20 protein-coding genes and 2 tRNA genes are annotated in these 23,928 nt (G+C 62.9%); 10 read left to right on the top strand and 12 right to left on the bottom strand.

The window, feature by feature from the left end:
* Window positions 1–101: 101 nt before the first annotated feature.
* Window positions 102–1,013, bottom strand: coding sequence for a recombination-associated protein RdgC (rdgC, locus tag KW825_RS07955; protein ID WP_042653928.1), 912 nt, complete (start codon window positions 1,011–1,013; stop codon window positions 102–104).
* Between the two features lie 180 nt (window positions 1,014–1,193).
* Between rdgC and KW825_RS07950 the strand changes: the two genes are divergently transcribed.
* The 3 genes from KW825_RS07950 (at window position 1,194) to KW825_RS07940 (ending at window position 6,731) form a co-directional block, all read left to right on the top strand.
* Window positions 1,194–1,622 (top strand): GNAT family N-acetyltransferase, encoded by a 429-nt coding sequence (locus KW825_RS07950; RefSeq protein ID WP_218328870.1) that lies wholly within the window; start codon window positions 1,194–1,196, stop codon window positions 1,620–1,622.
* Window positions 1,623–1,764: 142 nt separating this feature from the next.
* The gene (locus KW825_RS07945; protein ID WP_218328869.1) at window positions 1,765–2,991 is read left to right on the top strand and encodes an exonuclease SbcCD subunit D C-terminal domain-containing protein; all 1,227 of its coding nucleotides are present in this window, start codon (window positions 1,765–1,767) and stop codon (window positions 2,989–2,991) included.
* A complete protein-coding gene (locus KW825_RS07940; protein WP_218328868.1) occupies window positions 2,988–6,731 on the top strand; it encodes an AAA family ATPase in 3,744 nt (1,247 codons plus the stop codon). Before KW825_RS07945 ends, KW825_RS07940 begins: the two co-directional genes overlap by 4 nt.
* Before the next feature lie 68 nt (window positions 6,732–6,799).
* Here KW825_RS07940 and KW825_RS07935 read toward each other — a convergent pair whose 3' ends face one another.
* The 5 genes from KW825_RS07935 to cysK all read right to left on the bottom strand — a co-directional run bounded on the left by KW825_RS07935 (window position 6,800) and on the right by cysK (window position 11,857).
* Window positions 6,800–7,345: a cytochrome b gene (locus KW825_RS07935; RefSeq protein ID WP_218328867.1), complete on the bottom strand. Its 546-nt coding sequence runs from the start codon at window positions 7,343–7,345 to the stop codon at window positions 6,800–6,802.
* A gap of 520 nt (window positions 7,346–7,865) precedes the next feature.
* On the bottom strand, window positions 7,866–8,375 hold the full coding sequence (gene crr, locus KW825_RS07930) for a PTS glucose transporter subunit IIA (protein ID WP_005325875.1): 510 nt from the start codon (window positions 8,373–8,375) through the stop codon (window positions 7,866–7,868).
* A gap of 42 nt (window positions 8,376–8,417) precedes the next feature.
* Entirely contained in the window at window positions 8,418–10,145 is a 1,728-nt protein-coding gene (gene ptsI / locus KW825_RS07925) for a phosphoenolpyruvate-protein phosphotransferase PtsI (RefSeq protein ID WP_042653924.1), read from the bottom strand.
* Between the two features lie 44 nt (window positions 10,146–10,189).
* Window positions 10,190–10,447 carry an HPr family phosphocarrier protein gene (locus KW825_RS07920; RefSeq protein ID WP_005303128.1) on the bottom strand — a complete coding sequence of 86 codons (258 nt, stop codon included), beginning with the start codon at window positions 10,445–10,447 and terminating at the stop codon, window positions 10,190–10,192.
* A 441-nt stretch (window positions 10,448–10,888) separates the two neighbouring features.
* Window positions 10,889–11,857 (bottom strand): cysteine synthase A, encoded by a 969-nt coding sequence (gene cysK / locus KW825_RS07915; protein ID WP_042653923.1) that lies wholly within the window; start codon window positions 11,855–11,857, stop codon window positions 10,889–10,891.
* A 163-nt stretch (window positions 11,858–12,020) separates the two neighbouring features.
* On the opposite strand from cysK, the gene KW825_RS07910 reads away from it, so the two are divergent.
* Genes KW825_RS07910 through KW825_RS07900 form a run of 3 tightly spaced genes read left to right on the top strand, consistent with a single transcriptional unit; the run spans window position 12,021 to window position 15,204 of the window.
* Complete coding sequence (locus tag KW825_RS07910) at window positions 12,021–12,863, top strand: MoxR family ATPase (protein WP_218328866.1); 843 nt, start codon at window positions 12,021–12,023, stop codon at window positions 12,861–12,863.
* On the top strand, window positions 12,864–14,030 hold the full coding sequence (locus KW825_RS07905) for a VWA domain-containing protein (protein WP_218328865.1): 1,167 nt from the start codon (window positions 12,864–12,866) through the stop codon (window positions 14,028–14,030).
* Window positions 14,031–14,082: 52 nt separating this feature from the next.
* A complete protein-coding gene (locus KW825_RS07900) occupies window positions 14,083–15,204 on the top strand; it encodes a beta-ketoacyl-ACP synthase III (RefSeq protein WP_218328864.1) in 1,122 nt (373 codons plus the stop codon).
* Between the two features lie 75 nt (window positions 15,205–15,279).
* On the opposite strand, the gene tsaA is transcribed toward KW825_RS07900, so the two are convergent.
* Complete coding sequence (tsaA, locus tag KW825_RS07895) at window positions 15,280–15,984, bottom strand: tRNA (N6-threonylcarbamoyladenosine(37)-N6)-methyltransferase TrmO (RefSeq protein WP_218328863.1); 705 nt, start codon at window positions 15,982–15,984, stop codon at window positions 15,280–15,282.
* A 288-nt stretch (window positions 15,985–16,272) separates the two neighbouring features.
* Between tsaA and KW825_RS07890 the strand changes: the two genes are divergently transcribed.
* Window positions 16,273–17,268: an NAD-dependent epimerase/dehydratase family protein gene (locus tag KW825_RS07890; RefSeq protein ID WP_218328862.1), complete on the top strand. Its 996-nt coding sequence runs from the start codon at window positions 16,273–16,275 to the stop codon at window positions 17,266–17,268.
* Between the two features lie 74 nt (window positions 17,269–17,342).
* On the opposite strand, the gene KW825_RS07885 is transcribed toward KW825_RS07890, so the two are convergent.
* From KW825_RS07885 to cydD, 4 genes are all read right to left on the bottom strand, one after another.
* The gene (locus tag KW825_RS07885; RefSeq protein ID WP_218328861.1) at window positions 17,343–17,729 is read right to left on the bottom strand and encodes a DUF488 domain-containing protein; all 387 of its coding nucleotides are present in this window, start codon (window positions 17,727–17,729) and stop codon (window positions 17,343–17,345) included.
* Window positions 17,730–17,738: 9 nt separating this feature from the next.
* A complete protein-coding gene (rcsF, locus tag KW825_RS07880; protein ID WP_042653916.1) occupies window positions 17,739–18,110 on the bottom strand; it encodes an Rcs stress response system protein RcsF in 372 nt (123 codons plus the stop codon).
* 222 nt (window positions 18,111–18,332) lie between these two features.
* Complete coding sequence (gene cydC / locus KW825_RS07875; RefSeq protein ID WP_218328860.1) at window positions 18,333–20,063, bottom strand: cysteine/glutathione ABC transporter ATP-binding protein/permease CydC; 1,731 nt, start codon at window positions 20,061–20,063, stop codon at window positions 18,333–18,335.
* Window positions 20,056–21,825: a cysteine/glutathione ABC transporter permease/ATP-binding protein CydD gene (cydD, locus tag KW825_RS07870; RefSeq protein ID WP_218328859.1), complete on the bottom strand. Its 1,770-nt coding sequence runs from the start codon at window positions 21,823–21,825 to the stop codon at window positions 20,056–20,058. The genes cydC and cydD overlap by 8 nt, the downstream gene beginning before the upstream one ends.
* 201 nt (window positions 21,826–22,026) lie before the next feature.
* Between cydD and KW825_RS07865 the strand changes: the two genes are divergently transcribed.
* Window positions 22,027–22,100, top strand: a tRNA-Gly gene (locus KW825_RS07865).
* A 105-nt stretch (window positions 22,101–22,205) separates the two neighbouring features.
* Window positions 22,206–22,280, top strand: a tRNA-Gly gene (locus KW825_RS07860).
* Window positions 22,281–22,405: 125 nt separating this feature from the next.
* Here the strand turns inward: KW825_RS07860 and arcA are convergent.
* Window positions 22,406–23,125 carry a two-component system response regulator ArcA gene (gene arcA / locus KW825_RS07855; RefSeq protein WP_033130442.1) on the bottom strand — a complete coding sequence of 240 codons (720 nt, stop codon included), beginning with the start codon at window positions 23,123–23,125 and terminating at the stop codon, window positions 22,406–22,408.
* Window positions 23,126–23,501: 376 nt separating this feature from the next.
* On the opposite strand from arcA, the gene KW825_RS07850 reads away from it, so the two are divergent.
* Window positions 23,502–23,918: a DUF3293 domain-containing protein gene (locus KW825_RS07850; protein WP_218328858.1), complete on the top strand. Its 417-nt coding sequence runs from the start codon at window positions 23,502–23,504 to the stop codon at window positions 23,916–23,918.
* Window positions 23,919–23,928: the final 10 nt, after the last annotated feature.

Here is a 23,928-nt window from a genome sequence, read left to right as displayed (position 1 = left end):
CCTGGCTCGACACATAAAAAAACCGCCCTTCTTGTTAAGTGAAGGGCGGTTGCTTGCGATGACTCCTGTCGCCAGGGGACTATCCTATCTGGTCGGCTCGGCTAGATGGACTGCTCTTCGCCACCCAGGACGGCAAACAGCGCCGGGATGAACTGGGCCAGCTCGGCGGTCACCAGGGCGAAGTCCGCATCCAGCCGGGCGGCGGGATCTTCGCTGGTCACGTCGTCGTTCTGCTCGCGCAGCTCTTCGCTGAACTTGAGGCGCTTGATGGAGAGATCGTCCCCCAGCACGAAGCTCAGGGTCTCGCCCCAGTTCAGGGCCAGCTTGGTCACCAGCTTGTCGTTGGCCAGGTGATTCTTGATCTCCTCGCTCATCAGATCCTGCTGCTTGCAGCGGATGATGCCGCCATGCTCCATGGCGCTGCGCAGCTCGGCCTCGTCTTCCAGGGTGAAGCTGGCGGGCAGGTTACCCTCGTTCAGCCACTCGGTCATGGTGATCTCGGGTGGGTTCTTGAGGGCCACCGGGACCACCGGCAGGGTGCCGATGCTCTTGCGCAGCAGGGCCAGCAGATCGTCCGCCTTCTTGGCGGAGCCTGCGTCCACCACCATCAGGTTGTCGGCCGGATTGATCCAGGCGAAGGTCTGGCTGGTGCGGCTGAAGGCGCGGGGCAGCAGGGTGTGGAGGATCTCCTCCTTCAGCGCTTCCTTCTCCTTCTTCTTGAGGGCGCGGCCCTGCTCGAATTCGATCGCTTCGACCTTCTCCGCCAGCATCTCCTTGATCACCGTGCCCGGCAGCATCTTCTCTTCCTTGCGGGCGCAGAGCAGGATGTGGCCAGAGGCGCTGTGGGTCAGGGTTGAGCCGAATTTGCCGAGGGGCTTGACCCAACCGAACCGGGAGATGTCCTGACTGCCACAGGGAGTGAAGGCACAGGCCTCGAGCTGGGTTTCCAGCTGATCCACGGTCAGGTCAAAGGGGCGGGTAAAGCGATAAATCTGCAGGTTTTTAAACCACATGGCGTCCTCGGTCTCATAGATTGTCCGGCGGGCATTGTACTAGAGAGGCGCTTTGTGATCAGCCAATCATTCTCGCTAAATAAAGGGAGATCGAGTTCACAGGGAGTCCTGTTTCACCCCCATTGTGTCATCAAAGTCCCCTAGACTGCCTGTGTCGAGTTTGTTAACAAGGATGCGGAAATGTTGAGAGCGAGCAGGCCGGAAGACATGGAAGAGATAGTCGAGATCTGGCTGCTGGCATCCTTGCAGGCTCATGATTTTGTTGACGCTTCCTGCTGGTGGCAGGCCCAGGAGGAGCTGCGCACCCGCTACCTCGATCATGCCCGCATCTGGGTATACGAGGAGCGCGATGAGCTGCTTGGCTTCATGGCGCTGGTGGAGGATTTCCTAGCGGCGCTGTTCGTGCGCCCCGACCGGCAGGGTCGCGGGGTCGGCCATGCCCTGCTGCAGGAGGCCAAGCTGCAGGAGGGCAAGCTGCATACCCGGGTGTTCGTGGAGAACGAGCCGGCGGTGCGCTTCTATCGGCGCCACGGCTTCGTGATCGCGGGGGAGCAGTCTGATCCGCTGACCGGTCACCCCCAATACCGGATGTGCTTCCCGACCGCCTGAATCTGACGCCGGCGGCCTGTTTTGCTTGAAAAAGTGATGGCAGATCCGCATCTTGTCTGCATCGGGTGCCGCCGGCACCGCTCCTCTATTTATTCTACAGATTGATTCGACAGATCGATTCGACAATCCGAGCCGCCTTCTCATGAAAATCCTGCACACCGCCGACTGGCATCTGGGTCATCAACTCCATGGCCACGAGCGCCGCTTCGAACACGACGCCTTCCTCGACTGGCTGGCCGACACCATCAAGAGCCGGCAGATCGATGCCCTGCTGGTGGCGGGGGATTTGTTCGATACCGCCAATCCCCCCGCCAGCGCCTGGCAGCAGCTCTACCGCTTCCTGGCCCGGCTGCGGGCCGAGATGCCCAGGCTCAACATGGTGCTGATCGGCGGCAACCACGACTCCCCCTCCAAGCTGGATGCCCCTCACGAGCTGCTGCGGGCCTTCGATCTGCACCTGGTGGGCAGCATCAGCCGGGATGGGGAGGGGCGGCTCGAGACCGAACGCCTGCTGGTGCCGCTGCAGGACCAGGAGGGCAAGGTTGCGGCCTGGTGCGCCGCCGTGCCCTTCCTGCGCAGCAGCGATCTGCGGGTCGAGCCGCTGGAAGAGGGGCAGGATCGGCTGATCGAGGGGGTGCGCCAGGTCTATGCCGAGGTGCTGGGCGCGGGGCGCGCGCGCTGCGAGCCCGGCCAGGCGCTGATCGCCATGGGCCATGCCTATCTGGCGGCGGGCCAGCTCTCCGAGCTGTCCGAGCGGCGGGTGCTCGGCGGCAATCAGCACGCCCTGCCCGCCGACATTTTCGCAGGTGCCGACTACACGGCGCTCGGTCACCTGCATCTGGCCCAGAGCCCGGCCACGGCGGTGCACTACAGCGGCTCGCCGCTGCCGCTGTCGCTGGCAGAGGCGAACTACAACCATCAGGTGCTGGAGGTGACGCTCGAAGATGGCAAACTGGCGGGGCTGGAGCGACTCCCCGTGCCCCGCAGCGTCGAGATGATCCGGCTGCCGGAGAGTGAACTCGACGCGGCGCTCAAAGCCATAGAGGCACTCTCCCTGCCCGAATGCCCCCAGGAGGCGCAACCCTTCCTCGAGGTACGCCTGCTGCTGCCCAAGCCCGAGGCCCGCATCCGCGAGCGGATCCTGGCGGCCATGGCGGGCAAGCCGGTGCGGCTGGCCCGCATCAGCACCCGCTATCAGGGCTCGGGTCAGGGGCTGGCCGATGGTGCCAGCCGGCGCAGGCTGGATGAACTCTCGCCGACCGAGGTATTCAGGCTCTGCTATCAGCGCCAGTTTGACGGTGAACCCCAGGCCGAACTGGTGGCCTCGTTTGAAGAGATCCTGGCGCAGGTCAAGGAGTCCGAAGCATGAAAATCTTGTCTCTCAGCGGTGAGAACCTGGCCAGCCTGACCGGCGCCTTCGCCATCGACTTCACCCGTGGCGCCCTGGGGGCCGCGGGCCTGTTCGCCATCACCGGCAACACTGGCGCCGGCAAGAGCACATTGCTCGATGCCATCTGTTTGGCGCTGTACGACGAGATGCCGCGCTTTATTGCCAATCGCAAGAATGTTGAAAAAATTGGCCGAGCGGATGAAGACGAAAAAGAAAAATTAACCGCTAACGATGTTAAAAATATCCTCAGCCGTGGCCACGCCAGCGGCCTCGCCGAGGTGCAGTTTCGCGGCTGTGACGGTCGTATCTGGCTGGCACGCTGGGCGGTGCGCCGGGCCCGCAACCGCTCGGAGGGGCGTTTTCAGGCCCAGGAGCGCAGCCTGACCGACGTCGTTACCGGCCAGCTCTTCTCCGGCAGCAAGCGGGAGCTGCAGGAGCGCATCGACGAGCTGGTGGGCCTCTCCTGGGAGCAGTTCCGCCGCGCGGTGATCCTGCCCCAGGGGGAGTTCGCCGCCTTCCTCAAGTCGGGCGCCGACGAGCGCTCGGCGCTGCTGGAGCGGATGACGGGCACCGAGCTCTACTCCGCCATCTCGGTACAGACCCATGAGCGGGCTCGGGCCGAGCAGCAGACGCTCGCGGCCATAGGCCAGCGGCTCGGCGATGTGGCGCTGATGGACGAGGCGACCCGCGAGCACTGGGTCGCCGAGCAGCAGCGCCTCTCCACCAGTCTCAAGCACGAGCAGCAGCAGCGTCAGCTGTTGCAGGACTTGCGCGACCTCAACGATCGCATCGCCGCCCTGCGCCTCGCCTGCCAGGAGGGACAGGCCGCGCTCGCTGACGCCGAGGCGGCCCATGCCCAGGCGGCCCCGGAGCGGGAGGAGTTTGGCCGCGCCGAGCAGGCCCAGGTGGCCCGCGCGGATCACGACGAGCTGGCCCGCCTCGACCAGGAGGTGCAGCAGCAGGAGCTGCTTATCGGCCAGTTGGGACCCGAGCTTGAGCTGTCCTCGCAGGCGCAGCAACAGGCCGCCCTGCGTGAGCAGCAGTTGCTGGCGGATAAGCTGAGCGCCGAGCGGGAGTGGGGGGCCCTGCAACCCGAGCTCAAGCGGGCACAGGATCTCGATACCCGCATCCGGGAGAAGGCCGGTCAGTTGCAGGAGATCCAGCAGCAGGGCGCGCAGGCGAGGACCCTGCAACTCCAGCTGCAACAGGAGTGGCAGCAGCAGCGCGAGCGGGCGCAGGCGCTCGAGGATCGCCGCCGGCAGTGGGCGAGCTGGCTCGAGGAGCGCAAGACGCTGGCCCCGCTGGCACGCCAGTGGCAACCCCTGCTGGCGGCCATGCAGGACTGGGCCGAGAACAAGGCGCTGCTGCAGCGCTTGCTGCAGAGTCGTGAACATCGAAGCCATGCCCTGCGCAATCTGCTGGCTCGCCTCGAGCAGGGGCAACAGGAGCGAGACCATTGGCAGCAGGAGCATGCGCGTCTGCTGCTGCAACACGATCAGTGGCAGGCACAGGAGTGGGACGCTCAGGTTGCCAGGGCGCAGGAGCAGCGTCAGTCCCGCACCGAGCAGCTGGCGCGGGTGCGGCAGATGCTGGAGCTGGCACAGGCGGGTCGCAATCACAGCGAACAGCAGCAGCGATTGTGGCAAGAGATCGGCATGCTCGAGCAGCAGCTGGCCCGGCTTGCCGCCCAGCGCGATGAGCTGGAGCCCGCCTTGGCGCGGCTCGGCACCCAGCGGGAGGAGGCGCGCCATGCCCTGGAGCAGGCCCGCGCCGTGGCCAGTTTCGAGCAGCATCGTCACGTGCTCCAGGAGGGGGCTCCCTGCCCGCTCTGCGGCGCCGAGGAGCATCCCTATCGCCAGAGCCAGCCCCAGGTGGCTGGTATACTGGCGCAGCTGGCCGAGCGCGTCCGTCAGCTGGATCTCGACTGGGAGCGACTCCATCATCAGCACATCCAAGGGGAGAGCGAAGGGGTCGAACTGGCCCGCCAGCTGGCCGCCCGCCAGCAGCATCAGCCCGAGCTGGCGGCGAGATCCGAACAGCTGAGCCAGCGTTGGTCACTGCTGGGAGGGCGTGGCCTGCCACCGCGCCAGAGCCCGGCGGAGTGGGTCGAGCTGCAGGCCGATCTACTGGCCCAGGGGGAGGCCCTGGAGCACGAGCTGGCGGCCGGCCAACAGCAGTTGCAGCAGGCCCAGCAGGGGCAGCAGCAGCTTGCGGGGCTGCGGGAGCAGCTGGCCCAACTCAACGTCCGGTATCAGCAGTGTGAACAGCAGTGGCACGAAGACGAGCGCCAGAAGGTAGCCTGGGAGGCCGAGCTGAAGGCGCTGGCCGAGCAGGAGAGCACCCTGCGCCAGCGGCTGGCACAGGGGGAGGCCAGGCTCGATCAGCAGATGGGGGCCGAGCCCTGGCGCCAGTGGATTGAGGGTGAGCGCTGGCAGGAGTGGCAGCAGAGCTGCGAGGCCTATCTGCAGGGGCAGGGAGAGTGGGAGCAACTCGGCAACGAGCTCGCCAGCCTGACCCCTCTACTGAGCGCCCAGGAGGTACGGGTGCAGGGCCAGAACGCGCTGCTGCACAAGCTGGAGCGCGACTACAAGGAAGGGGAACAGCAGCGCCAGGGGCTGCTGGCCAGCCGCGAGGCCTGCCTCGATGGCCGCGCCATCGCCCAGGTCGAGCACGAATGGCAGCAGCGGCAGCAACAGGCGACCAGCCGGCTCGAGGAGGCGGTGACCGCCCTGCGGGCCGCCAGGGAGCGACAGACCGAGCTCAGGACCCGGCTCACCCATCTCGAGCAGGACAGGCAGCTGAGCAGCCGGCGGCGGCGCGAGGTGCAGGGGCGCTGGGCGGCGCAGGCCAGTGCGCTCGGCATCGCCGAATATGATCTGCGCCGGCTGCTGGCCATCAGCCCGGATGAGCTCAAGGTGCGGCGCGCCGCCTTGCAGCGGCTTGAGGACGCCCTGACCGAGGCCAGAACCCGGCTCGGGGAGCGCCAGCGGGCGCAGGCGCAGGAGGAGGCCAAGCTGGAGCGTTACCGCGAGCATCATGGGGAGCTGACCGCGCTCTCCACCGAGGAGCTGAGCCAGCGCCTCACCACCAGCACGGCGCTGTGCCGCGAGCTGGAGGAGCAGCTGTTCCAGTGCAAGAGCACCCTGGCCCAGGCTGAGACGGCGGCGCTCAAGGCGGGGAGCCTGCAGGCAGAGTTGGCCCGCCAGCAGGGGGTGGTGGATCACTGGCAACAGTTGTCTGAGCTGATAGGGTCGGCCAGCGGCGCCAAATTCCGCACCTTCGCCCAGAGCCTCACCCTGGAGCGCCTGCTGCTGGAGGCCAATGCCCAGCTCGCGGAGCTGTCGCCACGCTACCGGCTGGAGCGGGTGCCCGGCACCGATCTGGCGTTGCAGGTGGTGGATCTCGACATGGGGGACGAGGTGCGCTCGGTGGATTCCCTCTCCGGCGGTGAGAGCTTCCTGGTGTCGCTGGCGCTGGCGCTGGCGCTCTCCAGCCTCTCGTCGCGCCAGACCCAGGTCGAGTCGCTGTTCATCGACGAGGGATTCGGCACCCTGGATCCGGACAGCCTGGATCTCGCGCTCTCCAGCCTCGACTCCTTGCAGGCGGCGGGCCGCCAGATCGGGGTCATCTCCCACGTCCAGACCCTGGTGGAACGCATCGGTGTGCAAATAAGGGTCGAGGCCCTCGGTGGCGGCGAGAGCCGGGTGGTCTTGCCCTGAGGACGATGCATCGACCAACAAACAGGCCCCATGATTGGGGCCTGTTTGTTGGCGTGGCCGGTCGGGGATTATCTCTTCTCTGGCAGCATATTGGTCAGGGTGTTGTCCTTGAGCACATGGTGGTGATAGAGGGCCGCGGCAGCATGCAGGGCGATCAGGGCATAGCCGATGTTGGCCAGCGTCTCGTGCAGCTCCTTGATGGTCCCCTTCAGGCCATCATCCGGCGCCATCAGGGCGGGCAACTCGGCTCCGAAGAAGGGGATGGGCTTGCCACCCGCGCTCAAGAGCAGCCAGCCCAGCAGCGGGGTGAGCAGCAGAAAGCCGTACAGTGCCAGATGGGCGAGCTGGGCCAGCCTGAGCATCAGGGGAGAGAGGGCGGGCTCGATACGTGGTGACGGGCTGCTGAAGCGCACCAGCAGGCGCACCACGACCAGTGCCAGGATCAGTAGACCCAGCATGAAGTGCCACTCCTTCATGGCATCGCGGCCGACGGAGCCCTTGGGGAAGATGTCCCTGAACTCCATCAGGCTGTAGACGGCGATCATCAACAGCAGGGTCAGCCAGTGCAGCCCGATGCTCAGACTGCCATAACGTCGTTCCGTATTCTTCAACATGCTCATCTCCTACTCGGGCGCTCATTGCGTCAGGCTCTGTTTCTGTCACACCGGGCTAGCTTCCTGCATCTAAACCCGGTCTTGATCGTCACCATGTTACAAGGCTTGCTTGCCAAAACCTTGATCTCGATAACTTTCTGACACTTCATCCCACTTCCCAAGGGTGACTGATGGGAGACTTGTCGACGTGGGGTGATACGGCTGACTACCCTGCCTGTGAGGGTCGTGAGATGAGGACCCGGTGATGGGGGGGTCTGTTCGGATTGCATGGCTCAGCCGATGCCGGGGGCCATGCCGCTGGATCATGGGCCCTCGTGACGGGCAGCCCTGTGACTCCGCATGGTGTGGATCAGGGGTTGGAGGCAGGTTAGGGTTGTGACTCGGTATCGGACCGAGGCGCTGGGCGGCCGGTTGGCGATGGGCGAGGGGGGGCCGTCGTCAACGGATCCTGGCCCATAAAAAAACCGAAGCCCAGGGCTTCGGTTTTTCGTTGCGGCAGCTGGCACAGGCCAGCGGCGCATTATTTCTTGATGCGGATCACCGGAGTCTCGCCCACGGTCACGGCGCCAGTCATCTTGATCAGCTCTTTTATCTCATCCATGTTGGAGATGACCACAGGCGTCAGGGTAGACTTGGCTTTCGCTTCCAGAACGGCCAGATCGAACTCGATGATGGTATCACCGCGCTTGACCTTCTGACCTTCCTGAGCGATACGGGTGAAGCCTTCGCCTTTCAGCTCGACGGTGTCGATACCGAAGTGAACGAACAGCTCGATACCAGAGTCGGATTCCAGAGAGAACGCGTGGTTGGTCTCGAAGATCTTGCCGATGGTGCCGTCGCACGGCGCAACCATCTTGTTGCCAGCCGGCTTGATGGCGATGCCGTCACCGACGATCTTCTCGGCGAAGACAACGTCAGGCACGTCTTCGATCGGTACGATTTCCCCTGACAGGGGGGCAAAGATTTCGATGCCGCCGGTGTCAGAGCTGTCATCGGAAACCAGTTTCTTCAGTTTATCAAACAGACCCATAGTAAAGCTCCTAGAGATGATTGTCGCTGTTTGCAGCCGATCTTAGCAGACTGCCTTCTGCTTAATAAAGTTATCTACACAGGCTTCGATTTCGGCGGCGGTCGCATAGCTCAGAGCCTGGTCTGCCATTGCCTTCACATCTTCGAAGTTGGTGTTACGGATAAGCTTCTTGATACGCGGTACAGAGATGGCGCTCATGGAGAACTCATCCAGACCCATACCCAGCAGCAGCAGGGTGGCGCGTTCGTCACCAGCCAGTTCACCGCACATACCGGTCCACTTGCCATTGTCATGGGAAGCGTCGATTACCATCTTGATCAGGGTCAGGACGGAGGGTGACAGCGGGTTGTACATGGCGGAAATCATCTCGTTACCACGATCGACGGCCAGGGTGTACTGGGTCAGGTCGTTGGTACCGATACTGAAGAAATCCACTTCCTTGGCCAGATGATGAGCCATCACGGCAGCAGCCGGTGTCTCGATCATGATACCCACTTCGATGGATTCATCAAAGGCTTTGCCGTCGGCACGCAGTTCAGCCTTCAGCTGCTCCACGGTCGCCTTGAGGCTGCGGAACTCTTCGACGGAGATGATCATCGGGAACATGATGCGCAGTTTGCCAAAGGCAGAGGCACGCAGAATGGCCTTCAGTTGGGCGTGCATGATGTCTTCGCGATCGAAGAAAATGCGCACGGCACGCCAGCCCAGGAAGGGGTTCATCTCTTTCGGGAAATTCATGTAAGGCAGTTCTTTGTCGCCGCCGATGTCCATGGTGCGGACGATGATCGGCTGATCCGGCATGGCCGCTGCCACTTCTTTGTAGGCCTTGAACTGCTCGTCTTCGGTCGGCAGCGCATCGCGGTCCATGAACAGGAACTCGGTACGGTACAGACCCACGCCTTCGGCGCCATTACGGATGGCACCCTCGGTATCCTTGACGGTACCGATGTTGGCGCACACTTCGACCTGATGACCATCGAGGGTGATGGCGGGCAGATCTTTCAACTTGGCCAGCTCGTCTTTCTCGGCCTGGAACTGGGCCTGGAATTTCTTGGCCTCAGCCAGCTGCTCGGCAGTCGGGTTGATGATGATCTGGTTGTTGATCCCATCCAGTATCAGCATCTCGCCATTGTTGACGCGCGCGGTGATGTCGTTGGTGCCCACGATGGCCGGCAGCTCCAGGGAGCGGGCCATGATGGAGGTGTGAGAGGTACGGCCACCGATGTCGGTGACAAAACCCAGCACGTATTTCAGGTTGATCTGAGCGGTTTCGGACGGAGTCAGGTCTTTGGCGACCAGGATGACCTCTTCGTCGATGGTGCTCAGGTTGACAACGGCGATGCCCAGCACGTTCTTCACCAGACGGGTTCCGATGTCACGGAAGTCGGTGGCGCGCTCACGCAGATAGGGGTCATCCAGCTCGGCCATCATCTTGGCGTACTGCTCGATCACCTCATAGATGGCTTTGTCGGCGGAAGCCTTGTTGTCTTTGATGAAGGATCTGATATCCCCTTCCAGCTCCTCATCTTCGAGCAGCATGATGTGGCCTTCGAAGATGGCCTCTTTTTCCTCACCGAAGGTGCGACCTGCCATCTCTTTGATGGCTTCCAGCTGTGCGGCTGACTTGGTGCGGGCTTCGAGGAAGCGGTTGATCTCGGCGTCAATCTGGTCAACAGAGATCTTGCCCTGATTGATAACGATTTCATCTTCTTTCAGAAGAAGCGCCTTACCGAATGCGATACCGGGGGACGCAAGAATGCCAGATATCATAATCCTTCCTATTAAAACGACTGTGGGGGAGGAATAAAGCTGGATTACTCCAGCTCGTCCATCAGGGCAACCAGCTTCTCAACGGCTTTCTGAGCGTCCGGGCCGTCGGCCTGGATGGTCACGTTGGTGCCTTTGGTCAGGCCCAGGGTCTGCAGCTTGAACAGGCTCTTGGCGCTGGCGGATTTGCCACCGGAGACCACAGTGATCTCGCTTTGGAATTCTTTAGCTTCTTTCACGAACTGAGCTGCAGGACGGGTGTGCAGGCCGTTTTCAGCAGTAATAACAACAGACTTCTCGTACATGGTTTCACCCCATATTATTGATATTGTGTGGAGAGATGGACGCTTATGAGGCTTCCTGTCTCACCGTGTCAGTATGGATATGTTGTAAAGTAACGAAATCAGACCCGCAATGGTTTAATCCAGGTCAATTTTCTGTGCAGTATTCGGCGTCCTGACCAAGTCTTTTCGTTATCGGGCTACAAGCCGCGCCATGACTGGCTTGAAATTAATTTATAACGAAAAATAACATTTTGTTACCTTGTGATACTTAACCAGCAAACACCTCGTGACGCGGCACAGGATATGAGATTTATCGCAGAATGTCTGCTTTTTTTGTCACATCCAAATTTGTTATTTTACCCCAAAAAATAAGGGGCCGACTGACACTGTCGACTACTGAGTTTAGCTCATAAAGAAAACGGCGCTCCGAAGAGCGCCGTTGTTTTGATGTAAGACGATCAATTACTGCTGCAATTCCTGCTCGCTGAATACGCCGGCGAACAGGGCGCTGGAGAGGTAACGCTCGGCGGCGCTTGGCAGCACGACCACTATGGTCTTGCCCTCGAACTCCGGCAGCTCGGCCAGACGAGCGGCGGCCACCACGGCGGCCCCCGAGCTGATCCCCGCCAGAATGCCTTCTTCTTCCATCAGGCGGCGAGCCATCTCGATGGACTCCTCGCTGCTCACCTGTTCGACTCTGTCCAGCAGGCTAAGATCCAGGTTTCCCGGTATGAAACCGGCACCTATGCCCTGGATCTTGTGCGGGCCAGGCTTGATCTCTTCACCGGCCAGCTTCTGGCTGATGACGGGGGACTCGGAGGGTTCGACCGCGACCGAGATGATGGCTTTGCCCTTGGTCTGCTTGAAGAAGCGGGAGACGCCTGTGATGGTGCCGCCGGTACCGACACCGGCCACGAACACATCGACGTCACCGTCGGTGGCGTCCCAGATCTCGGGGCCTGTGGTCAGCTCGTGGATCTCGGGGTTGGCGGGGTTTTCGAACTGTTGCAGCAACACATACTTGCCCGGCTCGGATTCGAGGATCTCGTTGGCTTTGGCGATGGCGCCCTTCATGCCGAGCGGACCTTCGGTCAGCACCAGGTTGGCGCCCAGCGCCTTGAGCAGCTTGCGGCGCTCCAGGCTCATGGTGGCCGGCATGGTCAGGGTGATGGGATAGCCACGGGCCGCGGCCACGAATGCCAGAGCAATGCCCGTGTTACCGCTGGTGGGCTCGATGATCTCCTTGCCCTTGGTCAGCACGCCGCGTTTCTCGGCATCCCAGATGAGGTTGGAGCCGATCCGACACTTGACGCTGAAGCTGGGGTTGCGGCTCTCTATCTTGGCCAGCACGCGGCCCTTGGTAACACGATTGAGACGAACCAGTGGGGTGTTGCCTATGGTCTGGCTGTTGTCCTCAAAAATTTTGCTCATGGTGCTATCCCTGTGTTTGTTAAGGCGATGAAACAAGATTACCCTGTGGTTTCTGAATGAGAAGTGACGAATCGTTATAACAATATGTTATTACAACATATAGAACTTATTCTTTCTTACCGAGGCCTTGCTCGGGTCTCCCGCCGCCAAAGGAATGGACGTTATGGGATTTGCAGGAAGCGATCGCTACCTCGCCTCAGAGGCGTTGAGTATGGCAGTCAATGCCGCCATCTTGCTGGAGAAACCGCTGCTGATTAAGGGGGAACCCGGCACCGGCAAGACGGTGCTGGCCGAGGCGGTTGCCGAATCGCTTGGCGCTGATCTCATCGCCTGGCACATCAAGTCCACCACCAAGGCCCAGCAGGGGCTCTATGAATACGATGCGGTGGCGCGGCTGCGGGACTCCCAGCTCGGCGATCCTCGGGTGGAGGACATCAATCACTACATTCGCCGTGGCAAGTTGTGGCAGGCGTTCGCGGCCGATCAGCGGCCTGTGCTGCTCATCGACGAAATCGACAAGGCCGACATCGAGTTCCCCAACGATCTGCTGCTGGAGCTGGATCGGATGGAGTTCGACGTCTACGAGACCGGCGAGCGGGTCAAGGCCCGCCAACGCCCCGTGGTCATCATCACCTCCAACAACGAAAAAGAGCTGCCGGATGCCTTCCTGCGCCGCTGCTTCTTTCATTACATCCGCTTCCCCGACAAGGCCGAGATGCAGGCCATAGTCCAGCTGCACTATCCCGGACTGAAAGAAGAGCTGCTGGACGAGGCGATGGCGCTGTTCTTCGAGCTTCGGGAGGTGGAGGGGCTGCGCAAGAAGCCATCCACCTCAGAGCTGCTGGACTGGATCCGGCTGCTGCTGGCCGATGGCATCTCCCCCGAGGCGATGTGCACCCGCGAGCCGGGCAAGCTGGTGCCTGCGTTGTATGGCGCCCTGCTCAAGACCGAACAGGATCTGCACCTGTTCGAGAAGCTGGCCTTCCTGGCGCGGCGCGGTCGCTGAATGCTGATCGATTTCTTCACCCATCTGCGGCGCCACAAGCTGCCCTGTTCGCTGCGCGAATTGCTGGATCTGCACCAGGCCCTGGCGGCCCGGCTCGCCTGCCTCGACATGGATGAGTTTTACTTGTTGTCTCGCTGCCTGCTGGTCAAGGACGAGGCCCACTTCGATCGCTTCGATCGCGCCTTCGCCGAGTATTACGACGGCCTGCAGGCCAACCCCCTGTTGCCGGAGACCCTGCCGGATGAGTGGCTGCGCCAGGAGTTCGAGCGGCTGCTGAGTCCGGAAGAGAAGGCACTGCTGCAATCCCTCGGCGGGCTCGACAAGCTGCTGGAGACCCTCAACCAGCGGCTGGCGGAGCAAAAAGAGCGCCACGCCGGCGGCAACAAGTGGGTGGGCACGGGGGGCAGCAGCCCCTTCGGTCACGGCGGCTTTCACCCGGAAGGGGTCAGCATGGGGGGAGAGGGGCGACAGGGCAAGGCGGCCAAGGTGTGGGAGGCGCGCCACTATCGCAACTTCAGCGACGATGACTCCCCCCTGGGCCAGCGCGCCATCCAGCTGGCGCTGCGCAAGCTGAGGCGCTGGGTGCGCAAGGGCAGCCCGGACGAGCTGGATCTCGATGACACCATCCAGAGCACCGCCCGCCAGGGCTGGCTCGATGTGAAGCTGAGGCCCGAGCGCCGCAATGGCATCAAGCTGCTGGTCTTCTTCGATGTCGGGGGCTCCATGGATGCCCACGTGGCCGAGGTACAGCGGCTGTTCTCGGCCCTGCGCCACGAGTTCAAGCACCTGGAGTTCTTCTATTTTCACAACTGCCTCTACGACTTCGTCTGGCAAGACAACAATCGCCGGGTCGAGGAGCGATTCGACACCCTGCGCCTGCTGCGCACCTACGGCAGCGACTACAGGGTGATCCTGGTGGGGGACGCCAAGATGGGCCCCTACGAGATCAGCTGGCCGGGTGGCAGCGTCGAGTACTGGAACGAGGAGGCGGGTCAGGTGTGGCTAGCCCGCCTGCAGCAGCACTATCCCAGGCTGGCATGGATCAACCCCATTCCCAGGCGGGAGTGGCTCTGGCACCCTTCCATCAAGTTGATGAATGAATTGATTGGCGGGCGCATGCACCCGCTGACCCTGGCCGGTCTCGCCGCGGCGATCGATCAGCTATGACTCTTACCCTACAAAACAGACAAGCCGGGATCGCACCCGGCCAGGAGCAAAGATGACTTCTATCGTGATCAGTGGCTCAGGCCTCTATACCCCGCCCTTTGCCGTCAGCAACGAAGAGCTGGTGGCCGCCTTCAACCAGTATGTGGATCTCTACAACGAGGAGAACGCCTCGGCCATCGACGCCGGTCAGCTGGCGGCCAAGCAGCACTCCAGCTGCGAATTCATCGAGAAGGCCTCCGGCATCAAGAGCCGTTACCTGGTGAGCAAGGAGGGGGTGCTGGATCCCGACATCATGCAGCCGCTGCTGGCGGAGCGGGCGGACGACAAGCCCTCCATCATGGTGGAGATGGCGGTGGCCGCCGCCGAGCAGGCGCTGATCGCCGCCGGTCGCGAACCCGCCGAGATAGATCTGGTGATCGTCGCCGCCTCCAACATGCCGCGCCCCTATCCGGCGCTCTCCATCGAACTGCAGCACTACCTGGGGGCCGGTGGCATGGCCTTTGACATGAACGTGGCCTGCTCGTCCGCCACCTTCGGCATCAAGACGGCGGCGGATCTGCTGGCGGCTGGCACGGCCCGGCTGGCGCTGGTGGTGAGCCCGGAGATCTGCTCCGGCCATCTCAATTTCAGGGATCGAGATAGCCACTTTATCTTTGGTGACGCCTGCACCGCCGTGCTGCTGGAGCGGGAGGCGGATTGCAAGGTGGCAGGGGCCTGGCAACTATTGGCCAGCAAGCTGACGACCCAGTATTCCAACAACATCCGCAACAACTTCGGCTTCCTCAACCGGTTCAGCCCACGCACCCGCTACGGCGATGACAAGCTGTTCCGCCAGCAGGGGCGCAAGGTGTTCAAGGAGGTGTTGCCGCTGGTGTGCGAGCAGATAGAGCGCCAGCTCGGCGAGCAGGGCTGGGGGGCGGATGCCCTGAGCCGGCTCTGGCTGCATCAGGCCAACCTCACCATGAACCAGTTCATCGGCCGCAAGCTGCTGGGGCACGATGCCAGCCAGCAGGAGGCACCGGTGATCCTGGACAGCTACGGTAACACCAGCTCGGCGGGCTCCATCATCGCCTTCCACCTGTTCAACCAGGACCTGCCGAGCGGTGCCCGTGGCGTGCTCTGCTCCTTCGGCGCCGGCTACTCCATCGGCAGTCTGCTGCTGCAGCGCCTCTGATCTGGCAGGCACAGGCGTAACATGCAAAAACCACCCGGCGGGTGGTTTTTTTTATGGGTGTGATCTCAGCGGTGCTCAGACGGGATCTATGGCCGACACCAGGCAGTGGGGCTCCTGGATCTGAAAGCGCACGTTGAGATCGAACAGCCTGACCCCGTACAGCTTCTCATCCGGCTTGCCTTTCTTGTAGGCGGGGCGCGGATCCTGGGCCAGCACCTCGCTCACCAGCTGGCGCAGCTCGGGGTGGCGGGAGGCGAGTCGGGCTAGCTGCTGCTCCGCCTCGGCGCTGAAGCTCACCGCCAGCGGCGGGGTCGGGGCCTCGGGGGCGAAGCCGCCACGGGCCTCCGGCAGGCTGTCGGCATAGGGAATGTAGGGCTTGATATCGACGATTGGGGTGCCATCGAGCAGATCGACCGCCCCCAGCTCCAGCCACAGCTTGCCCCGCTCGCGGCCGATGCCGTGCAGCTCGACCACCGACAGGCCCAGCGGATTGGGGCGGAAGGTGGAGCGGGTGGCAAAGACCCCGACCCGCTCATTGCCGCCCAGGCGTGGCGGACGTACCGTCGGGTGCCAGCCCTGCCCCATGGTCTGGTGAAACACGAAACTGAGCCAGAGGTGGGAGAACTGCTCGATGCCGCGCAGCACGTCCGGCTGATCGTAGGGGGGCAGCAGCTCGAGGCGGGCCCGGATGGACTTGACCAGACCGGGCTGGCGGGGGATGGCGAACTTCTCCTTGTAGGGAGAGTGGATGATCCCGAGGGTGTCGATTTCGAACTTCATGGCGGATCCGCGGCTAAAAAACCCCGGCAATTTAGCACAGCCGACCCGAAAACGCAGGCATAGCCGCCCGATGCCGGTTTCCCTCCTGTCGCCGTGATCTTGCTCCCATCCCGGCCCGCCGGGGGCTGTGCCCCGGCGCCAACTTGCGTAGGGTGGGGGCAGGAAGCATATCGGCATGAAATGCGGGCTGTCGCGCAGACGGCTGGTTTGCGCCGGACAGGGGGTATATCGGTATGAAATAGGGGCTGTCGCAGAGACTGTCAGTTCGTACCGAACAAGGGGACATGGATGAAACTGCTTATCATCGGCGGCACCGGGTTTCTGGGCCGCTATCTCAGCTCGCTGGCGCTGGATTGGGGCCACGAGGTGACGCTGTTCAATCGCGGCCATCGCCAGCATCCCGACTGGCGCGAGCTGACCCTGCTGCAGGGAGACAGGGATCAGCAGCTCGGTGCGCTGCAGGCGGAAGGGCTGCATTGGGATCTGGCCATCGACACCTGCTGCTACCGGCCCGAGCAGGCGGCCAGCCTGTCCAGGACCTTGCTGGGGCGCTGCGAGCGGCTGATCTTCATCTCCACCATCAGCGTCTATCGCGACTTCGCTCAGGAGGGGATGGATGAGTCGGCACCGCTGCACGAGGTGGCCACCGACGAGTCAGTCACCGACTACGGTCCGCTGAAGGTGCTGTGCGAGGCCGAATATCGCGCCCGCTGGGGGGAGCGGCTCTGCATCCTGCGCCCCGGCGTGCTGTGCGGCCCCCAGGATCCCACGGCTCGCCTGGCCTGGTGGGTGAAGCGGGTGCAGCGAGGAGGGCTCTGGCTGTTGCCGGGCACGGGTCAGGATCGGCTGCAATATCTGGATGTGCGGGACTGCGCCGAATTCGTGCTGCGGGCCGCCGAGCAGCAGCTGGGGGGCTGCTTCAACCTGCTCAAACCCGGCATTGAACTGGCGGACTGGGTAGCGCGCCTCGCCGCCCGGCTGGCCCCGCGCGAACCGCTGCAGCTTGAGTGGGTGCCCTGGCCCGCCTTGCTGGCCGCCGGCATCGAGCCCTGGCAGAGCTACCCCACGCTATTGCCCAACGAGTTGGCCGAATATGCCGGCTATGGCCGCATCAGTGCCGAGGCCGCCATAGTGCAGGGGCTCAACTTCCGGCCGCTGGAGGAGACGGTGGCGGATCTCGCCGACTGGTTGGCGACCGGGGTCGTCGATGAGGCGCAGACCGGGCTCAGTGCCGGGGAGGAGCGGGCCTTGCGGCGGCGGCTCTCGACGCAGAGCGTCGTGTGAACCGGTAAGCATCAGGCAGCAGGGTAAAAGCAGAGAGGGCGTCCCATGGGACGCCCTCTCTGTCTATCGGCGGCTCAGCGCAGGGTGGCACCGCAGCCGACTAGCAATTCCCTGAGGATGGCGCGATGGCAGCGGGACTCCTGCTCGCAATAACAGCCCAGCGACAGGTTGGTGTGGTGGGAGAGGGCAGCCAGCAACGCCAGATCGTGGCGGGCAGAGGGACTGGCCATCTCGGCCTTGTACTGCCGGCAGAAGGCGGTCCACTGAGCTGGCGTCTCGGCGGCCTGACCCAGCTTCATGGTGTCGCTACTGGGAGCCAGGTTCGGGAACCAGACATCGTACCAATCCTGGCTGGCAAACTTAGCTTTTGGGACGCCACGGGGCGGGCGGCGCACGGTGCCGATGCGCAGACCCTCGTCCGGCAGACGGGGGCTGCCGAGTCGAACTATGGCCAGTGCCATGGCGGTAGCTTACTTCACTTCGGCGACTTTCAGCGCCTGGCCGTAACAGATCACCTGCTTCAGGCAGCCCGGCACATCGCTGAACTCGGCGCACTTGTCGAAGCTGACGCCGTTGCCACCCATGTCCGCCACGCGGCGGCGAGCCAGGGTACGGGCCTCACCGGCATTGGGCACCGGCTGATTGGCATCGATCTGGCAGGATTCCCCCTCGACGGTGCCGAGGTAGAGGTAGTTGAGGTCGGCAAGCTGACCCTGCTCATAGATCTGGACGCCGCCCGGCTTGAAATACTCGTCGAAGTTTTCCTTGTCCAGATTGCTGTTGAAGGAGAAATCGGCGCAGCCAGAGGCGATGAGGGGCAGCAGTAGAGTCAGGCGTTTCATGTCGGCTTCTTGTTGAACAGTGAGGGGGCCATTATAGGGGCCAGTCGCTGCCCGGGACCAGCCCCATTTTTAGCCATAGGGAGGGGGCATGACGGGGATCAGACCGGCGCCAGCCGCTGATGGAGACTGCGGTAGTCGTCGTCGGCCAGCAACTCCTGGAAGAGTGAGAGGCGCATCGGTGGATCCGCCCCTGTTCCTTTATTTAGGCCTGATAACGGCGGATCAGACCGGTGCCAACCGTTGATGGAGACTGCGGTAGTAGTCGTCGGCCAGCAGCTCTGCGTGAGGGGCACAGAGGCGGATCTGTCCCTCTTCCATCAGGGCTATCCTGTCCATCTGCTCCAGCCCCAGCAGGCGGTGGGAGATGAGCAGCAGGGAGCGCTCGGCGCCGAGCTTGAACAGCAGGGCCATGATCTCGCGCTCGGTCTGGCTGTCGAGCCCCTCGGTCGGCTCATCCAGCAGCCAGAGCGGCGCATCGTGCAACAGGGCGCGGGCAATGCCGATGCGGCGGCGCTCGCCGCCGGAGAGGGGCCGCCCGCCATCCCCCAGCCAGGCATCGAGACCCGCCTTATCTTCCAGCAGGGTGGCGAGCCCTACCAGGTCCAATACCTCGACAAGCCGCTCATCGCTGGCGGCCGGGGCGGCCAGCTTGAGGTTGTCCCGCAGGGTGGCGGCAAACAGGTGCACCCGCTGGCTCACCACCGAGCAGGAGGTGCGCAGCGCCCCTTCCCCATAAGTCGTGAGCGGCCTGCCATCCAGCAGGATCTCCCCCGCCTGCATCTCCCACTCGCGGGTCAGCAGCCCCATCAGGGTGGACTTGCCGCAGCCGGTCTGGCCCAGCAGCGCCAGCTTCTCGCCAGCCTGCAGCTCTAAGGAGCAGCCCCGCAGCACGGGCTGGTCATGGCCGGGGTAGGTGAAATGGAGGTCGCGGATCTGCAGGGCGCCCTCGCGGGCATGCTGTTGTTCATCCCCCCACTCGGGGGCCTTGGCATCTTGCAGGATCTCGTTGAGACGACGGGCCGAGGTGAGGCTGGTGGAGAGGTGCTGGAAGGCCCCCGCCAGCGGCAGCAGCGCCTCGAAGCTCGCCAGGGTGGCGAACACCATCAGCGCCGTGATGGGATCCGGCATCGCGCCCCCGACGCCATGACCGGCCAGCCACAGCATCAGGGTCAGGGTCCAGCCGCTCAGCAGCTGGACGCTGGCATTGGCCAGGCCGCTCACCCTGGCCATGCGGGCCTGGGCGCGGATCAGGGCCTGCTCGGCCTGTTGCAGCTCGGCGAGCGCCTTGGGGGCGGCGGCAAACATCTGCAGCTCGGCCTGGCCGTCCAGATAGTCCACCAGCCGGGTGCGCAGGCTGGATTTCTCGGCGATCAGCGCCTGGCCCGGCTTGCGCCCGGCGAAGTAGAACACCAGCGGCAGGGCAATCATGCCGAGCAGCAGTATGGCCCCCAGGATCAGCGCCAGGCGGCTGTCGAAGAAGGAGAGGAAGAATACCAGCCCGGCACAGCTGAGCAGGGCCGCCCCTATGGGGGTGATGAGGCGCAGGTAGACATGATCCATGGCGTCGATGTCGGCCACCAGCCGGTTGAGCAGGTCCGCCTGGCGAAAGCCGGCCAGGGTGCCGGTGGAGAGCGGCGAGAGTTTCTGCCAGAACCAGACTCGCAGCCGGGTCAGCACCCGGAAGGTGGCATCGTGGCTCACCACCCGCTCGCCCCAGCGGCTGGCGGTGCGCACGATGGAGAAGAAGCGCACCCCGCCGGCCGGGGTCATGTAGTTGAAGGTGTCGCGGCTGGCGACGGCCAGCCCGGCCACGGCGGCGGCGGAGAGGAACCAGCCGGAGAGGGACAGCAGCCCCATGCCGGCCACCAGGGTGACGAAGGCCAGTAGCAGACCCAGCGAGAGGCTGAGCCAGTGCTGGCGGTAGAGGCGCAGGAACGGCAGTAGATCAGTCATCGAGAGAATCCCCTGAACGGTGGGACAGCAGCCGGGCGAAGGGCCCACGGGCCTGGCTGAGTTGGGAGAAATGGCCTTGCTCCACCAGCTGGCCGCGTTCCAGCACCAGGATGTTGTCCATCTGGCTGAGCTGATCGAGGCGGTGGGTGATCATCAGCAGGGTCTGGCCTGCGCTCGCCTGCTCGAGGGTACTCATGATGGCGCGCTCGGAGTGGCGGTCCAGGCTGGCGGTGGGTTCATCCAGCACCATCAGCTGGGTGGATTTGAGCAGGGTGCGGGCCAGGGCGAGGCGCTGGGCCTGGCCGACCGAGAGGCCGCCGGCCTGATCGCCGACCTGATAGTCGAACCCCTTCTCGCTGGCAAACTCCCAGGCCTGGGCCCGTTTCAGGGCCGCTTCCAACTCGGCGTCGCTTGCGGAAGGCCTGGCCAGCAGCAGGTTGTCACGGAGGCTGGCGTGGAACAGTTGCGGGTTCTGGGATAGCCAGCCCAGTTGCAGGCGCCACTGGCTCATATCCAGCTCGGCGAGCTCCTGCCCGTTGACCTTCAGCTCGCCGCGATAGGGGGCGAAGCCGAGCAGGGCGTTGACCAGCGAGCTCTTGCCCGCGCCGCTGATGCCGACCAGGGCCGTGCGTGAACCGGGCGTCAGCTGGAAGTCGAGCGGGCCGACCAGCACCTTGCCCTCGGCGCTCAGCACCTCCAGGGCGCGGGCCTCTACCCTGATGGGGCCATCGGCCTGGAAGGGAGCATGACCAGAGGCGGGTTCGCTGACCTCGGCCTCCAGAAACTCCAGCAGCTGTTCGGCGGCACCTATGGCTTGCGCCTTGGCGTGATAGTGGGCGCCGAGTTCACGCAGCGGGGCGTAGAACTCGGGGGCGAGAAACAGCACGAACAGGCCGGTAAAGAGGGTAACTTTGACGCCATAGTTGCCGAAGTTCAGGTGATCTATGTAGGAGAAGCCGAAATAGACCGCCACCAGCGCCACCGCGATGGCGGCGAAGAACTCCAGCACGGCGGTGCTGAGGAAGGCGAGCCGCAGCACCTCCATGGTGCGCTCCCGAAAATCTTCCGAGGCGTCGCGAATGGCCTCACCCTCGGCCTGGGTGCGCAGGAAGAGTTGCAGGGTGCGCAATCCCTTCAGGCGATCGAGGAAGTGACCGGAGAGCCGCGCCAGCGACTGGAAGTTGCGGCGGTTCGCATCGGCGGCGCCGACCCCCACCAGGATCATGAAGAGCGGGATCAGGGGGGCGGTGCCGAGCAGTATGATGCCGGCGGCCCAGTTGACCGGGAACACGGCCACCAGGATCACCAGGGGAATGAACACGGCGACGGCCATCTGCGGCAGATAGCGGGAGAAGAACTCCTGCATGTCTTCGATCTGCTCCAGCAGCAGGCTGGCCCAGCTGCCGGCGGGGCGGCGCTGGATGTAGGCCGGACCGAGCCGGCCGAGGCGGGTGAGCACCAGCTCGCGGATGGCCTGGCGCACCGCGCTGCCCGCCTTGAAGCTGGCAACTTCGCGGCCATAGGCCAGCCCGGCCTTGGCCGCAGTCACCAGCAGCAGGCTAATGAAGAGGGGGATGGACTGTTCTGGCGTGGTGCCTTCGATGATGAAGCCATGGAGCAGGGTGGCCAGCAACCAGGCCTGGGCGACCATCAGCATGCCCTGACCCAGGCCAAAGCCGATGGAGAGGCCGATCCAGCGTCGGCCATGGCTCGATTGTTTGCGCAACCAGCCATAGAGATGTTTCTGCGTGTTCTTGTCCATTACCACCCTCCTCGGTCGAGTGGCGCAAGACTATCGTCGCCCCCATGGCTTGGCAACCTCGCAGATCCGGCGGCGTGAAGATGATTGATTGAAAAAGCAGCTGCATGCTCATTAGTTGGCCGAACAGCTTGATTTATGGCAAAAAACAGGACGGCGGTGATTGCGCTCGCCGGCAAAATGCATATAGTAGAGGCCACTGACGCGGGTGTAGTTCAATGGTAGAACGGTAGCTTCCCAAGCTGCATACGTGGGTTCGATTCCCATCACCCGCTCCACATTCCGATATCCGGTAGACGACCCGTCTCGTTATTGCCTCTGCCTCGCACGCTACCCCAGACGCTGATCAACTCCCCGAATATCGACAGTAGTTTCTGAGCCTTGCGGGCATCGTATAATGGCTATTACCTCAGCCTTCCAAGCTGATGATGCGGGTTCGATTCCCGCTGCCCGCTCCAGATATCAAACAAAAAGCCCACTCAATCGAGTGGGCTTTTTGTTTTTCCACGCCAAGCAGGCGCTGGCTGCCGGAAACAGAAGAGGCGCCAATGGCGCCTCTCACTCCACACTCTGCCGGTCAGGCTTATTCCTGCTCCAGCTCACCGCAGAAGCGGTAGCCTTCGCCATGGATGGTGGCGATGATTTCCGGGGTGTCACCCACGCTCTCGAAGTGCTTGCGAATGCGGCGGATGGTGACATCGACGGTACGATCGTGGGGCTTCAGCTCGCGGCCTGTCATCTTCTTGAGCAACTCGGCACGGGTCTGGATCTGGCCCGGGTTCTCGCAGAAGTGCAGCATGGCGCGGAATTCTGAACGGGGCAGCTTGAACATGTCCCCAGCCGGGCTGACCAGTGCGCGGCTGTTGATGTCCAGTGCCCAGCCGTTGAACAGGTAACGCTCAACCAGCTTCTTCTCTTCACCACCGGCGGTGACGTTCATGGTGCGGCTCAGCAGGTTGCGAGCACGGATGGTCAGCTCACGAGGGTTGAACGGCTTGGTGATGTAATCATCGGCGCCGATCTCCAGACCCAGGATCTTGTCCACCTCATTGTCACGACCGGTCAGGAACATCAGGGCGATGTTGTCATCTTCGCGCAGCTCACGGGCCAGCAACAGGCCGTTCTTGCCCGGCAGGTTGATGTCCATGATCACCAGATTGATGGTGTGGGTGGTCAGGGCTTGATGCATCTCGTCGCCATTGTTGGCCTCGAGCACGATGTAGCCTTCGGCCTCGAAGATGCTTTTCAGAGTGTTGCGGGTGACCAGTTCGTCTTCGACGATCAGAATGTGTGGTGTTTGCATGAGTATTCCCAGATTCTTATCAGTTAATTTTCGAAATTTTAACACTCTTTGGCGTTATTCGACCGGTCCTGAAAATTTATTACGTCATCCTGGGTATGAATATCAGGTCGAATCATCGCGAATTTGGTATCGATGTTGGCAAACATCCTTGTGCCACACATGGGGTCTCAACAAGCCTGAACGAGCGAAGCCCTGAAAGGTAGTCCATTACAAAAGTTGCTGCATTTTATCAGTTAACAGGCGCATAACAACACTCTTTGCCGTCAGATAGCAACTTTTTAACTCTGGCTTGATATAAGTCAAACCCTGAGTTCGCTGCATGATACTTGGGCTGGCCCGCTTTTTCGCCCCTATGGAATGTAATGGGATGTAACATGTGATTGACATGATTTTGTGGGAAAACTACAGAAAAGTCTGTTTTTTTGCCCCGTTCGAGCCGTCCTCCTGGCCCGCCTATGCCATCGTCACGGCCTGGAATCCGGCCAGCAGATGGGTAGGAATGCGTCGCAACTCTCGTCGTCATCTTGCCCTGTTGCGGCTCATCGACGACGCCCCCGACCTGCTCGTCATGGGGCCTGTGTGGGGCAGCTCCCTGGACGAAAGTTGGCAGGAAGCGTCGTTATTGTTACAGATGCCCCGCGCCGACGCCGTCCGGCTGGCCAGTCGTTTCGGCCAGAATGCCTGTTACTGGGTCGAGGGGGGAGCGCTCTGGCTGATCCCCGTGTTGATGAAGGGGGAGCCACACCATCTGGGCAGACTGACCTCCTGCTGGATTGTCAGGGACCCGACATGATGAAAGAATG

Source organism: Aeromonas sp. sif2433 (genome assembly GCF_019218705.1).
GTDB classification, from domain to species: domain Bacteria; phylum Pseudomonadota; class Gammaproteobacteria; order Enterobacterales; family Aeromonadaceae; genus Aeromonas; species Aeromonas encheleia.
The sequence above is the reverse complement of the archived record's forward strand: the minus strand, read 5'-3'. Positions and strand labels throughout refer to the sequence as shown.

Bases quoted from the DNA above. Each gene is read 5' to 3' on its own strand.
- rdgC (WP_042653928.1), bottom strand. From the start codon at position 1,013: ATGTGGTTTAAAAACCTGCAGATTTATCGCTTTACCCGCCCCTTTGAC.
- KW825_RS07950 (WP_218328870.1), top strand. From the start codon at position 1,194: ATGTTGAGAGCGAGCAGGCCGGAAGACATGGAAGAGATAGTCGAGATC.
- KW825_RS07945 (WP_218328869.1), top strand. From the start codon at position 1,765: ATGAAAATCCTGCACACCGCCGACTGGCATCTGGGTCATCAACTCCAT.
- KW825_RS07940 (WP_218328868.1), top strand. From the start codon at position 2,988: ATGAAAATCTTGTCTCTCAGCGGTGAGAACCTGGCCAGCCTGACCGGC.
- KW825_RS07935 (WP_218328867.1), bottom strand. From the start codon at position 7,345: ATGTTGAAGAATACGGAACGACGTTATGGCAGTCTGAGCATCGGGCTG.
- crr (WP_005325875.1), bottom strand. From the start codon at position 8,375: ATGGGTCTGTTTGATAAACTGAAGAAACTGGTTTCCGATGACAGCTCT.
- ptsI (WP_042653924.1), bottom strand. From the start codon at position 10,145: ATGATATCTGGCATTCTTGCGTCCCCCGGTATCGCATTCGGTAAGGCG.
- KW825_RS07920 (WP_005303128.1), bottom strand. From the start codon at position 10,447: ATGTACGAGAAGTCTGTTGTTATTACTGCTGAAAACGGCCTGCACACC.
- cysK (WP_042653923.1), bottom strand. From the start codon at position 11,857: ATGAGCAAAATTTTTGAGGACAACAGCCAGACCATAGGCAACACCCCA.
- KW825_RS07910 (WP_218328866.1), top strand. From the start codon at position 12,021: ATGGGATTTGCAGGAAGCGATCGCTACCTCGCCTCAGAGGCGTTGAGT.
- KW825_RS07905 (WP_218328865.1), top strand. From the start codon at position 12,864: ATGCTGATCGATTTCTTCACCCATCTGCGGCGCCACAAGCTGCCCTGT.
- KW825_RS07900 (WP_218328864.1), top strand. From the start codon at position 14,083: ATGACTTCTATCGTGATCAGTGGCTCAGGCCTCTATACCCCGCCCTTT.
- tsaA (WP_218328863.1), bottom strand. From the start codon at position 15,984: ATGAAGTTCGAAATCGACACCCTCGGGATCATCCACTCTCCCTACAAG.
- KW825_RS07890 (WP_218328862.1), top strand. From the start codon at position 16,273: ATGAAACTGCTTATCATCGGCGGCACCGGGTTTCTGGGCCGCTATCTC.
- KW825_RS07885 (WP_218328861.1), bottom strand. From the start codon at position 17,729: ATGGCACTGGCCATAGTTCGACTCGGCAGCCCCCGTCTGCCGGACGAG.
- rcsF (WP_042653916.1), bottom strand. From the start codon at position 18,110: ATGAAACGCCTGACTCTACTGCTGCCCCTCATCGCCTCTGGCTGCGCC.
- cydC (WP_218328860.1), bottom strand. From the start codon at position 20,063: ATGACTGATCTACTGCCGTTCCTGCGCCTCTACCGCCAGCACTGGCTC.
- cydD (WP_218328859.1), bottom strand. From the start codon at position 21,825: ATGGACAAGAACACGCAGAAACATCTCTATGGCTGGTTGCGCAAACAA.
- arcA (WP_033130442.1), bottom strand. From the start codon at position 23,125: ATGCAAACACCACACATTCTGATCGTCGAAGACGAACTGGTCACCCGC.